This is a genomic window from Burkholderia sp. BCC0322, assembly GCF_902833045.1.
Lineage (GTDB): Bacteria > Pseudomonadota > Gammaproteobacteria > Burkholderiales > Burkholderiaceae > Burkholderia.
Map to the genome: position 1 here is coordinate 129,881 of NZ_CADFDU010000008.1, position 13,164 is coordinate 143,044.

General features: G+C 64.9%; 9 protein-coding genes. 1 reads left to right on the forward strand and 8 read right to left on the reverse strand.

Going from position 1 to position 13,164, the window contains the following annotated elements:
• Positions 1–215 precede the first annotated feature (215 nt).
• The gene (locus tag HWX39_RS22565; protein ID WP_175970055.1) at positions 216–1,460 is read left to right on the forward strand and encodes a M23 family metallopeptidase; all 1,245 of its coding nucleotides are present in this window, start codon (positions 216–218) and stop codon (positions 1,458–1,460) included.
• A 169-nt stretch (positions 1,461–1,629) separates the two neighbouring features.
• Here HWX39_RS22565 and HWX39_RS22570 read toward each other — a convergent pair whose 3' ends face one another.
• The 8 genes from HWX39_RS22570 to HWX39_RS22605 form a co-directional block, all read right to left on the reverse strand.
• Positions 1,630–2,355, reverse strand: coding sequence for an amino acid ABC transporter permease (locus HWX39_RS22570; protein ID WP_175970056.1), 726 nt, complete (start codon positions 2,353–2,355; stop codon positions 1,630–1,632).
• Positions 2,356–2,357: 2 nt separating this feature from the next.
• Entirely contained in the window at positions 2,358–3,080 is a 723-nt protein-coding gene (locus tag HWX39_RS22575) for an amino acid ABC transporter permease (RefSeq protein ID WP_175970057.1), read from the reverse strand.
• Positions 3,081–3,174: 94 nt separating this feature from the next.
• Complete coding sequence (locus HWX39_RS22580) at positions 3,175–3,990, reverse strand: ABC transporter substrate-binding protein (RefSeq protein WP_175970058.1); 816 nt, start codon at positions 3,988–3,990, stop codon at positions 3,175–3,177.
• 175 nt (positions 3,991–4,165) lie between these two features.
• Positions 4,166–6,100, reverse strand: a complete 1,935-nt coding sequence (locus tag HWX39_RS22585; protein ID WP_175970059.1) for a rhomboid family intramembrane serine protease — start codon at positions 6,098–6,100, stop codon at positions 4,166–4,168.
• A gap of 254 nt (positions 6,101–6,354) precedes the next feature.
• Complete coding sequence (locus HWX39_RS22590) at positions 6,355–7,659, reverse strand: MFS family transporter (RefSeq protein ID WP_175970060.1); 1,305 nt, start codon at positions 7,657–7,659, stop codon at positions 6,355–6,357.
• Between the two features lie 242 nt (positions 7,660–7,901).
• Positions 7,902–9,581 (reverse strand): SpoVR family protein, encoded by a 1,680-nt coding sequence (locus tag HWX39_RS22595; protein WP_175970061.1) that lies wholly within the window; start codon positions 9,579–9,581, stop codon positions 7,902–7,904.
• The gene (locus HWX39_RS22600) at positions 9,578–10,846 is read right to left on the reverse strand and encodes a YeaH/YhbH family protein (RefSeq protein ID WP_039358726.1); all 1,269 of its coding nucleotides are present in this window, start codon (positions 10,844–10,846) and stop codon (positions 9,578–9,580) included. The genes HWX39_RS22595 and HWX39_RS22600 overlap by 4 nt, the downstream gene beginning before the upstream one ends.
• 125 nt (positions 10,847–10,971) lie before the next feature.
• On the reverse strand, positions 10,972–12,894 hold the full coding sequence (locus tag HWX39_RS22605) for a PrkA family serine protein kinase (RefSeq protein WP_175970062.1): 1,923 nt from the start codon (positions 12,892–12,894) through the stop codon (positions 10,972–10,974).
• Positions 12,895–13,164: the final 270 nt, after the last annotated feature.

Consider the following 13,164-nt stretch of genomic DNA (forward strand, 5'->3'; position numbering starts at 1 on the left):
TTTAGCGTCTTCGTGATAACCGGGTTCGACCCGGAATGCACGCCGCCGTTCGAAGCGGGCCCGCCCCGCGCGTTGGGTCGAACGGAAACGACACAGGCCCCTGGCGGGGCCTGTTTTGTTGCACGCCCGCCGCCCGCCCCGTCGCTGCCCGACGGATGTGCCGCCGGCGGTCCCTGCCCACACCCCTTTGAACCGCTTTCCTGGATGTGGACACCTTGGTCAAGTCTGTCGCTACCCCTGATGCTTTCGCGCCCGGCCGCGCGCAGCGCATTGTGCGCGCGCTCGTGCCGGCCGCCGTGCTCGGCGCCCTCGCCGCACTCGGCCTCGCCGCGCTGCCAGCCGTGTCGCAACTGCCGGGCGCCGTCGACTCGGGCACGGCCGCGCTGCCGCAGCGCGTGCTGTCGGAAACACCGTTTCCCACCGCGCAGCATTTCGTGACGAGCGAGCTCGCCCGCACGATCGGCGAACGCAACGACCGCAGCCAGCAGCCGGGCCTGTTCGCGCCGCTCAGCGCGCACCGCAACGACATGCTCGGCTATGCGACCCTGTTCCAGTTCGCGGCCCCCGAAAGCCAGCACGGGATGCGTGCGGGCAACATCGAACTCACGCTGTCCGATACGTTGAACCGTCTCGACGTGCCGCCCGAGGTGCGCATCCAGCTCGGCGATCTCGTCAGCGGCAAGGTCGCGATGCGGGCAAGCGCGCAGCGCGGCGATTACTACCGCGTCGCGTTCGATACGAACGACGGCACACCGCGCCTTACCGCACTCGAACTGCGCGTCGCCGGCCGCACGTTCGGCGCGATCTGGTTCCGCGCACCGGGCGCCGAGCACGGCGCGTACTACGCGCTCGACGGCTCGCCGCTCGAAGCCGCCGCATTCACGATGCCGGTCAAGTGGACGCGCATCAGCTCGTTCTTCGGCGAGCGCATCCATCCGCTGTCGCAGGCGATGGCGTTCCACACGGGCGTCGATCTCGCGGCACCCACCGGCACGCCCGTCGACGCAGCGGCCGACGGCGTCGTATCGTTCGTCGGCACCGATCCGGGCGGCTACGGCCGCTACGTGATCGTCGATCACGCCGACGGTTACTCGACGTACTACGCGCACCTGTCCGCGTTCGCGCGCGGCCTCAAGACGGGCGAAACCGTGAAGCAGGGCCAGCGCATCGGTTCGGTCGGCATGACGGGCGCCGCGACGGGTCCGCACCTGCACTTCGAGGTGCGCGTCGCGAACAATCCGGTCGATCCGCTCGTCACGCTCGCGAGCGCGCAGACGGCGCTGTCCGACATGCAGCTCACCGCATTCCGCCAGGAAGCGGCGCAATGGCGCTTCCGCCTCGCATCGATCAATACGGCGCCGTTCGCGTTCGCGCAGAACGACGGGCCGCTGTGGGGCGATTTCGCGACCGATTCATCGACGCTGCGTGCGGTCTTCAATACGCATTACTCGGCGTCGTGACGCACGTGCTGCGCGCAGTTGCCCGACGGGTAGCGGCGCGCGCGGCCGGCGTTCTACCTTCCTCGTCCCTGTCCCTGCCCGCCGGGCCTGACCTGCCTGGCACGCAGCCCGCTGCGCCCATTCACCGACACTGCCTCGTCGGCAATTCAAAAACGGCCGCAGCATGCCGTCACCGCGCGGGTTCCGTATCCCCGGTGGCCGCGTGCGCTGCGCGTTCCGCACGCGGGCGCCGCGACAGCAGCCAGCGCGCCGCGCCGTCGAGCGACGTGCACAGCACCAGATAGATCAGCGCGACGAACAGGAAGATCGGCGCCGGATACACCATCAGCCGGTTGTTCACCTGCGTCGCGACGAACGACAGCTCCGGCACGCCGACGATATACGCGAGCGACGTGTCCTTCACGAGCGCAACCCACTGGTTGACGAACGACGGCGTCATGATCCGGATCGCCTGCGGCAGCAGCACGTAGCGCACCGTCTGCCAGCGCGTGAGCCCGAGCGACAGCCCGGCCTGCCATTGCCCGTCGCCAGCCGCGACGATGCCCGCATGCACCGCGTGCGCGAGATACGCGCCGCCGATCAGCGCGAGCGCGCATACGACCGTCGCGAGCCCCGGCACGTCCATGTGCAGCACCACGGGTATCAGGAAGTAGGTCCAGAAAATCAGCATCAGCACGGGAATCGCGCGGAAGAAACCGATGAACGCAAGCAGCAGCACGCGTGCGGGGCCGCGCGCGAGCGCCATCGCAACACCGAGCGCGATGCCGAGCACGGCCGACACGACGGCCGACGCGATTGCGAGCAGCAGCGACAGCGCGGCGCCGCCGAGCGGCCCTTCCGGGAAGGCGCCGACGAGCAGGTACGGCAGATTGGCGAGCAGCAGCGAAAAGTCCATCGTCAGCGCCCCGCTCCCAGCCGGTCGCGCCATTGCGTGGCGGCATACGCGCCCGCTTCGATCGCGGCCACCGCCGCAACGTACAGCACGGTTGCCACGCCGAATGCAGCGAACGTCTTGAACGTCTCGGTCTCGACCTGCCGCGATGCATACGACAGCTCGGCCACGCCGATCGCCATCGCGAGCGACGAGTTCTTCACGAGATTCATGTATTGGCCGAACAGCGGCGGCAACGCGATGCGCACCGCCTGCGGCAGCACCACGTAACGCAGCGACTGCATCGGCGTGAGGCCGAGCGCGGCCGCCGCATCGTGCTGCGCGCGCCGCACGCCGCGCAAGCCCGCTTCGCACTCCTCGGCGACGAACGCGGCCGTATAGGCGCTCAGCCCGACCCAGCCCGCGACGAATTCGAACGACGGCCATGCGAGCGTGAACGGGCCGATGCTCAACGCATGGCGCGCGTTGAGCCACGCGACCCACGGGTCGGGCAGCAACGATGCGACGCTGAAATACCAGAACAGCAACTGCACGAGCAGTGGCGTGTTGCGGAACGTGACGACGTACGCGGCCGCCACCGTGCGCAGCCCCGTGCCGCGCGCATGCCGCATGACCGCGAGCAACAGCCCGCCGGCGGTCGCGAAGACGGCCGACGCGGCCGCGAGGCCGAGCGTCAGCAGGAAGCCCTGCCAGAGCCAGGACAGATATTTGGGAGCCAACCCGAGCATGCTGTGTTGCGGGCGCGAAGCGCGCGATCGGAAGAAAACGGAAAGCGCCGCGAGGCCGGTGGTCCGGCCGGTCGCGGCGCGCGTGCGATGCGGATCAGGTCTTGTCGCCGATCCGGAAGATGCGCGTGAGCGGCGTCTTCGTCGTCGGCCCGAACCATGCGTCGTAGATCTGCCCGGCACGGCCGTTTGCCTCGAGCCCCTTCAGCGTATCGTTGACGAAGCCGAGCAGGCGCGTCTCGCCCTTCGGCACGCCGACGCCCATGTAGTCGTTCGAGATCGTGAACGCCGGGATCTCGTAGTTCTGCTTGTCGGGCACGTTCGCGAGCAGCCCGATCAGTTTCGGGCCGTCCTGCGTGATCGCCTGCACGTTGCCGGCGCGCAGCGCGGCAAACGCGAACGGCGTGTCGTCATACGCGACGATCGTCGCCTTCGGGAATTTCTCGCGCAGCGTGATCTCGTTGGTCGTACCCTTGTCGGCGCCGACGCGCAGCGTGTTCAGCTGGTCGGCCGATTTCAGCACGCCCTTCTTCGCGAGAAACTGCTGGCCCGACGAGAAATACGGAATGCTGAAGTCGACCTGCTTCGCGCGTTCGTCGGTGATCGTGAAGTTCGCGAGCACGAGATCGACCTTGCCGGACGTCAGGAACGGAATGCGGTTCGCGGGGTTGGTCGGCTGGAGTTGCAGTTTCACGCCGAGCTTGTCGGCAAGCGCCTTCGCATAGTCGACGTCGAGGCCGACGATGTGATTGCTTTTACCGTCGACGTAACCGAACGGCGGGTTGCTGTCGAACGTCGCGACGCGCAGCACACCGGCTTTCCTGATGTCGTCGAGACGGTCCGCATGCGCGACGGTGCCGGCAGCGATGAGCGCAGCCCCGACGAGCCACGTAGCGAGAGTGTGGATTTTCATGAGCACGACCTGATTTGTTATGAAGGCCGCCGCGGATCGCGCGGCAGCCCGGTTCGAAGAACATCGCGACGGAGTGTGTCGTCGCGAAGCCGCTAACGTATCAGCGCGTGCGGCGAATCCGAACCAACAAATGGTGCTTTGCTCAGCGGGTTTCGTGATGAGGCGAGCGAGGCGATCAATCGCCGTCGCCGCCCGCTTCCCCTTCCGCGGACGCCGCACACAGGAACTCGCCTTCGCCAGTGTCCTGCAGGTAATCGAGCGAGCGGTCCATGCTGAGGAACGACAGCGTGCCCGCGGCGCCCAATGCGTAGAGCGTGCGATGGTCCGGCGCGAAGATCACCTGCGACACGCCGCCCGCCACCGGAAATTCGCCGACGGTGCGGCGGGTCGCCACCTTGATCACGCGCATCGGCGAGCCGTCGTACGTGCTCACGGCGATCAGCTTGCCGTCGCCGCTGCCGTCAAAACCGTGCGCCGAAGTCTGGCAGACCGGGTAGGTCTTCAGCGGCGCCAGGCTCGCTTGATCCACCCATTTGACCGACGACGCGCCGTAGAGCCACGTTCCCGCGCCCGGCGCGCCCGGTTCCGCCTGGATGAAGTCCGCATCGAGCGGATACGAGCGAACCGGCTCGTTCGTCGACGTATCGAACGCGACGATCGTGCCTTTCTGCATGGCGTTGACGTTCAGTTGCTTTCCGTCCGGCGACAGCCACATCGACAGCGGCCGCCCGAACTCGACGCCCGCCCCGTCGCCATCGCCCAGCTTCAGCGTCGCGACGACCTGCGGCCAGTGCGTGATGCTGACGACGGACACCGTGTCGTCGACGCCGTTCAACACGTAGAGCCTGTCGTGCGACGCCGATGCGACGATCGCGCGCGGAAACCGGCCGAGCGTCGCGCTGTCGACGATCTTGCCACTCGCCAGATCGATGCGCACGACGCTGTTCTCGCGCATCGACGTCACGTACGCATAGCGCTCGTCCGGGCTGACCACGACCCCGCTTGCGCCGCGGCCGCGGCACATGTTGCTCGGACAACCGTCGAGCCCCGTCTTGAACGGCTCCCCGGGAATCGTGCGGATCACCGCGCGCTTGTCGACGTCGACGACGACGAGCGCGTTCGCGTCGTTGTCGGTGATGTACAGGCGCTTGCCCGACGCGCCCATCACCATCGCATAGGTGCCCTTGCCGACCGGAACGACGGTCCCCGCGGCCAGCTCGGCCGACACGGGTGCGGCGCGATGCTGCTCGTCGTCGCGAATCTGTGCGGCGATCGTATCCGCGTCGCGCTTCGCCTGCTGCCGCGCGTCGTCCTGCGCGCGCTCGCGGTCTACGGCCGTGCGCAGCGCCTGCAGCTCGGCGCTGCCCGCGCGCTGCGCCGCGAAAAACATCGCGCCGCTGCCCAGCACCGCCAGCGCAACCGGCAGGACCGCGCCGCGCAACGACGCGCCCGAAGGACGAAAACCGTACAGTATCCAGCCGACGACAAAACCCGTGACGACGCCACCCAGATGCGCAGCCTGGTCGATACCGGAAATGAAGAACCCCGATACCAGGTTGATGGCGATCACCTGGGCCACCGCGCCGAGATTGATGACGACGCGCGCATCGCGGCCGCTGTCCGTGCGTCGGTGCAACGCGAACGCGGCGGCCGCGCCGGCCAGCCCCATCAGCGCGCCCGACGCGCCGACGCTGACGACCGGGCGGATGCCGCTCGTCGGCACCACGATGCCGAACGCGACCTGCATTGTGCTGACCTCGTGGTACCCGGACCAGAGCGCGCTCAGCAGCGAACCGCCGAGCGCCGACAGCAGGTACACGATGCCGAACCGCAGCGAGCCGCCCGCGCGCTCGAGCACGGTGCCGAGCACGATCAGCATGTAGAGGTTCAGCGCCAGATGCTGCCAGCCGCCGTGCAGGAACGCGCTGGTCAGCAGGCGCCACGGTTGCCCGGTCAGCGTATACGGCGCGAAGTTGGCGCCCCAGTCGAGCAGCAGGCTGTTCGGCAGCGCACCGTACGATGCCTGCCGCCACATCAGCAGGAAGACGGCGAGGTTGACGACGGCCAGCAGGATCGTCAGGCCCGGAATGGATGATCGTTGTTCTTTCATGGATATTTTTTTCAATCGTCGATGGCGCCTGGAACCGGCGCTGCCGATTGTATATCCCGGACACGCAAACGACCGGGACAAAAAAACGCCCGCTGCAGGCAGCGGGCGTGAATCCCAGTCAAGGAGGTGTCACACGAACTACGGAATCAGGTTAAGCGGCGCACCCGCCGCCGGCAACGAATCGATTTCGATATCGTTATCGCGCGCGGCGCGATGAGCTTGCACTCGAGCGTGTCATTGCCGCGCGCAATCGATCACGGCTCGTGACGCAGATACCCTTCCTTGCTCGGATCGCGCATCCGCCACGACACGATCAGCGAGATCGCGCACAGCACGGTCACGTACCAGTAGAAGGTTTCCTCGCTGCCGACCGACTTGAACCACAACGCGACGTACTCGGCCGAACCGCCGAAGATCGCGTTCGCGACCGCGTACGACAGGCCGACGCCCATCGCGCGCACTTCCGGCGGGAACATCTCGGCCTTGATCAGGCCGCTGATCGACGTGTAGAAGCTGACGATCGCGAGCGCGACGGTGATCAGCACGAATGCGGCCACCGGGCTCGTCACGTCCTTCAGCGCATGCATCAGCGGCACCGTGCCGATCACCGCGAACGAACCGAACAGGATCATCGACGTGCGGCGGCCGATCTTGTCGGACAGCGCACCGAACACCGGCTGCATCAGCATGTAGACGAGCAGCGCGACGGTCATCACGTTGCTGGCCGTCTTCGCATGCATGCCGGCCGTGTTGACGAGGTACTTCTGCATGTACGTCGTGAACGTGTAGAAGATCAGCGAGCCGCCGGCCGTGAAGCCGACCACCGTGAAGAACGCGCCCTTGTGCTGCCACACGCCCCGGATCGTGCCCGCGTTTTTCTTGTCGCGCGACGCGCTCGTCGACGTTTCGTCGAGCGACTTGCGCAGGTACAGCGAGATCAGCGCGGCCGCCGCGCCGACCACGAACGGAATGCGCCAGCCCCACGCCTTCAGTTCGTCGGCCGACAGCGTCTGCTGCAGGATCACGAGCACGAGCAGTGCGCACAGCTGGCCGCCGATCAGCGTCACGTACTGGAACGACGCGAAGAAGCCGCGGCGGCCCTTCAGCGCCACCTCGCTCATGTAGGTCGCGCTCGTGCCGTATTCGCCGCCCACCGACAGCCCCTGGAACAGCCGCGCGACCAGCAGCAGCGCCGGCGCGAGCGCGCCGATCTGCGCATAGGTCGGCAGTACCGCGATCACGAGCGAGCCACCGCACATCATCAGCACGGAGATCATCATCGCGTTGCGGCGGCCGTGGCGGTCGGCGATGCGGCCGAACAGCCAGCCGCCGATCGGACGCATCAGGAAGCCGGCCGCGAACACGCCGGCCGTATTCAGCAGCTGCGTCGTCGCGTTGCCGCTCGGGAAGAACGCCGGCGCGAAGTACAGCGCGCAGAACGAGTAGATGTAGAAGTCGAACCACTCGACGAGGTTGCCCGACGAGGCGCCGACGATGGCGAACACACGCCGCCGGGTGTCGTGCGCGGACAGCGCGGCTTGGTCGGTCTGGACGTCCATGGATGGGTCAGTTCCTTATAGTGCTTTCTGGGCGAGGCGGCGCGGGCCGCCGCGGGCCGCCGCGTGCGGTCGCATGTGGCACCGGTTCCGGCGCACGACGCTACCGGATTTTAGCGAAATGTAAAGTAACAGGCTCTCCGGGTTCGTCCGGATGTAGAAAATTTTTCTCCCGCCATGCGTTCGTCATATGAAAACGCCAGCCCACAGGCTGGCGTCCGATGCAAACTCTCTGCAGGCGAGGCTCAGATCCGCACCTCCGGCGGCACGTAGCGGCACTCGTAGCGCTTGCGCACGGTGCCGGCCTCGTCGACGCTTTCCAGGAACACGTCGAACTGCCACAGCCGCGCCATGTGCTTGAGCACCTCGTCGCTGTCGTTCGACAGGTGGCGGTTGTCGGTCATGAAGTGGCGCAGCGTGAGGCTGCGGTCGCCGCGCGTGTTCACCGCCCACACCTGGATGTTCGGCTCGCGGTGATGGATGTCGTACTGCCTCGACAGCGCCTGCCGCACGTACTGGTAGCCTGAATCGTCGTGGATCGCCGACACCTCGAGCGAATCGCGCATGTCGTCGTCAAGCACCGAGAAGAGCCGCATGTCGCGGATCAGGCTCGGCGACAGGTACTGCGCGATGAAGCTCTCGTCCTTGAAGTTGCGCATCGCGTAGTGCATCGCCGGCAGCCACGGGGTGCCTGCGATCTCCGGAAACCACTTGTAGTCTTCCTCCGTCGGCGCCTCGCAGATTCGCCGGATGTCGCTCATCATCGAGAAACCGAGCGCATACGGGTTGATCCCGCTGTAGTACGGCTTCGTGACGGGCGGCTGGTAGACCACGTTGCTGTGCGAGTGCAGGAACTCCATCATGAAGCCGTCTTCCAGCTTCCCCTGGTTGTATAGCGTGTTCAGCAGCGTGTAGTGCCAGAACGTCGCCCAGCCTTCGTTCATCACCTGCGTCTGCCGCTGCGGGTAGAAATACTGGCCGATCTTGCGCACGATGCGGATCACTTCCCGTTCCCACGGTTCGAGCAACGGCGCGTTCTTCTCCGCGAAATACAGCAGGTTCTCCTGCGGCTCGGGCGGATAGCGGTCTTCCTGCTCCTCCATCAGCTCGGGCTTCTTGCCCGGCAGCGTGCGCCACAGTTCGTTCACCTGCGACTGCAGGTACGCCTCGCGTTCGCGCCGCAGCGCGGCTTCCTTCGACAGCGAAGGCTTCTGCGGCCGCTTGTAGCGGTCGACGCCGTAGTTCATCAGCGCATGGCACGAATCGAGCAGTTCCTCCACGCGATCGAGGCCGTAGCGCTCCTCGCATTCCGCGACGTAGTTCTTCGCGTACACGAGATAGTCGATGATCGCGTGCGCGTCGGTCCACAACCGGAACAGGTAGTTGCCCTTGAAGAACGAGTTGTGTCCGTACGCCGCGTGCGCGATGACGAGCGCCTGCATCGTCATCGTGTTCTCTTCCATCAGGTACGCGATGCACGGGTTCGAGTTGATGACGATTTCGTACGCGAGCCCCATCTGGCCGCGACGGTAGCTCTTCTCGGTCGACAGGAAGTGCTTGCCGAACGACCAGTGACGGTAGTTGACGGGCATCCCGACCGACGCATACGCGTCCATCATCTGCTCGGCGCTGATCAGTTCGAGCTGGATCGGGTAGATGTCGAGCTCGTATTGTTCGGCGACCTGCGAAATGTGCGTGTCGTATTCCTCAAGCAGTTCGAACGTCCAGTCGGACGGGCACGGCAGCGGCTTGCGTTCGGCAACGTTCATACGCGCTTCCTTTTGCCCTGGGCCGGGCAAGTCGGCGGCCGGCGGCGGCGGTTCGGCCTGCCCGCGTTGCTGCGATGCGGCAGGGCCGGCCGTGTCGTCGCCGGAAGGGCGCGGCGCATAGCCGCGCGACTCGTTGTGCAGATGGCGGGTCGTCATGACATTTCCACCTGCTTTTCGAACAATTCGCGAAACACCGGGTAAATGTCGGCAGCCGATTCCACTTTTTTCATCGCGAGATGCGGCTGCGACAGGGCCAGTTGCGCGTACTCCAGCCACAGGTTCTGCTCTTCCGGCGCGACCTGGATATACGCGAAGTAACGCGTCTTCGTGAGAATATCCTCTTCCAGGATTTTGCGACACTTGGGCGAATCGTCGGTCCAGTTGTCGCCGTCGGATGCCTGCGCGCCGTAGATGTTCCACTCGGTCGGCGAGTAGCGCTCGTTCATCACCTTGCGCATCAGCTCGAGCGCGCTCGACACCACCGTGCCGCCGCTCTCGGTCGAATGGAAGAAGGTGTCCTCGTCGACCTCCTCGGCACGCGTGTGGTGACGGATGAACACGACCTCGATACGCTCGTAGTTCCGTTTGAGGAACAGGTAAAGCAGGATGAAGAAGCGCTTCGACAGATCCTTGCGCTGCTCGTCCATCGAACCCGACACGTCCATCAGGCAGAACATCACGGCCTGGCTCGACGGCTGCGGCTGCTTCACGCGGTTGATGTAGCGCAGGTCGAACGGATCGATGAACGGAATCCGCCAGATGCGCCCCTTCAGGTGATGGATCTCGGCCTCGAGCACCGCGATCTCCGCGCGCCGGTCTTCCGGATCGCTCTTCATCGCCTCCAGCTGCGCTTCGAGTTCGCGCAGCTCGTTGACGAGCGGCGAGCCGAGCGCGATGCGACGCCCGAGCGCACTGCGCAGCGACCGCACGACATCGATGTTGTTCGGCGTGCCTTCCGCCGACCAGCCCGCGCGCACGTTCTTCCAGCTCGGCACCGTCAGCAGGTGCGTCTTGACGAGGCGCGGCAGTTCGAGATCGTCGAAGAAGTACTGCATGAACTCGTCGCGCGACAACTCGAACACGAAGTCGTCCTGCCCTTCGCCCTCGTTGCTCGCCTGACTGCCCCCGCCGCCCGAGCCACCCTGCGGACGCGGGATCTTGTCGCCGCGCACGTAGTCCTCGTTGCCGGGGTGCACGTATTCACGACGCCCGCCAGGCGCGTGCCGAAAATTCGGCTCCGCGATGTCCTTGCGCGGGATCGTGATGCTCTGCGTGCTCTGGATATCCTTGATGCTACGGTCGCGCACCGCGTCCGACACGGCGCGACGAATGTAGTTCTTGACGCGACGCAAAAAGCGTTCGCGGTTGGCGATACTCTTGTTCTTGCCGGCCAGCCTGCGGTCGATGATTTGATGAAGCACTCCCGGTCTCCCGCTCGAAAGTCGATATGCCGGGACGCTCGCCGCACATGCCGTCTCCCGTCATGCCGGCGGCGTCTCTGAAAGCGCCCGTACGGCGACGCCGTACGGGCGCGGTACCGCGCGCGTCATGACGACTTGCGCACGCGCAGGTACCAGTCGCAAAGCAGCCTCACCTGCTTCGGCGTATAGCCCTTCGCGACCATCCGGTTCACAAAGTCCTCATGCTTGCGCTGCTCCTCCGCCGAACCCTTGGCGTTGAACGAAATCACCGGCAACAGTTCCTCGGTGTTCGAGAACATCTTCTTCTCGATCACGACGCGCAACTTCTCGTAGCTCGTCCACACGGGGTTCTTGCCGGCATTCGCCGCCCGTGCACGCAACACGAAGTTCACGATCTCGTTGCGGTAATCCTTCGGATTACTGATGCCGGCCGGCTTCTCGATCTTCTCCAGCTCCGCGTTCAGCGCGGCGCGGTCGAAGCTCTCGCCCGTGTCGTGATCGCGGAATTCCTGGTCCTGGATCCAGAAGTCCGCATACGTGACGTAGCGGTCGAAGATGTTCTGGCCATACTCCGAATACGACTCGAGGTAGGCTGTCTGGATCTCCTTGCCGATGAATTCCGCGTAGCGCGACGCGAGCACGTCCTTCACGAAGGACAGGTACTTCTGCTCGGTTTCCGGCGGGAACTGCTCGCGTTCGATCTGCTGTTCGAGCACGTACATCAGGTGCACGGGGTTGGCCGCAACCTCGCTCGAATCGAAGTTGAACACGCGCGACAGGATCTTGAACGCGAAGCGCGTCGACACGCCCGTCATCCCTTCGTCCACGCCTGCGTAATCGCGGTATTCCTGGTACGACTTCGCCTTCGGATCGGTGTCCTTGAGGTTCTCGCCGTCATACACCTGCATCTTCGAGAACAGGCTCGAATTCTCCGGCTCGTGCAGGCGAGACAGCACCGAGAACTGCGACATCATCTTCAGCGTGCCCGGCGCGCAGACGGCCTCGGCCAGCGACGAGTTGCGGATCAGCTTCTCGTAGATCTTGGTCTCTTCCGAGACGCGCAGGCAGTACGGCACCTTCACGACGAAGATCCGGTCGAGCAGTGCCTCGTTGTTGCGGTTGTTGCGGAACGCCTTCCACTCCGACTCGTTCGAGTGCGCGAGGATGATCCCGTCGAACGGAATCGCGCCGAAGCCCTCGGTACCCTTGAAGTTGCCTTCCTGGGTGGCGGTGAGCAGCGGGTGCAACACCTTGATCGGCGCCTTGAACATTTCGACGAACTCGAGCAGGCCCTGGTTCGCCAGGCACAGGCCTCCCGAGTAGCTGTACGCGTCGGCGTCGTCCTGCGCGTACTGTTCGAGCTTGCGGATATCGACCTTGCCGACCAGCGACGAGATGTCCTGGTTGTTCTCGTCACCCGGCTCCGTCTTCGCGATGCCGACCTGCCGCAGGATCGACGGATAGCGGCGCACCACGCGGAACTGGCGGATGTCGCCGTTGTATTCGTGCAGCCGCTTGACGGCCCACGGACTCAGGATGTTCTTCAGGTAGCGGCGCGGAATGCCGTACTGTTCCTCGAGGATCGGGCCGTCTTCGTCGTAGTCGAACAGCCCGAGCGGCGATTCGTTGACGGGCGAACCCTTCAGCGAATAGAACGGCACGCGCTCCATCAGTTGCTTCAGACGCTCGGCGATCGACGACTTGCCGCCGCCCACCGGGCCAAGCAGATAGAGGATCTGCTTCTTCTCTTCGAGCCCTTGCGCAGCGTGGCGGAAATAGGCGACCACCTGCTCGATCACCTCCTCCATTCCGTAGAACTCACGGAACGCGGGATAGACCTTGATGACCTTGTTCGCAAAGATCCGCGACAGGCGCGGATCGTTGCGGGTATCGACATGTTCAGGTTCCCCGATTGCTGCCAGCATGCGTTCACCAGCCGTCGCGTACGCGGATGGATCGTTCTTGCAGAGCGCGAGATACTCCTCCAGCGAGAGCTCTTCCTCTCGCGTTTTTTCGAAGCGGTTCGCGAAGCTGCTGTAAATATCCATGCTACCTCCCTCGCCTGAGTCTGAAGACGTGCCTGCCTTCGTACGACTGCGCAGAAGCAAGCGCGTTCGAATTCATCCTAAACCCTTTCTTATTTTTTTTCACGAACTCTTCGTACGAAGTTCGTCATTCTCGACAACACCGCTTGGACAACACATTTCGTCGTTTTACAATCGATCTCCCGAGTCGCACAAACTGCATCCTGCGCATCTCGTCGAACGACGGAACGTCTTGTGTGTTGGACACATCCGGCGTCGTCACTTCTCCCCTTC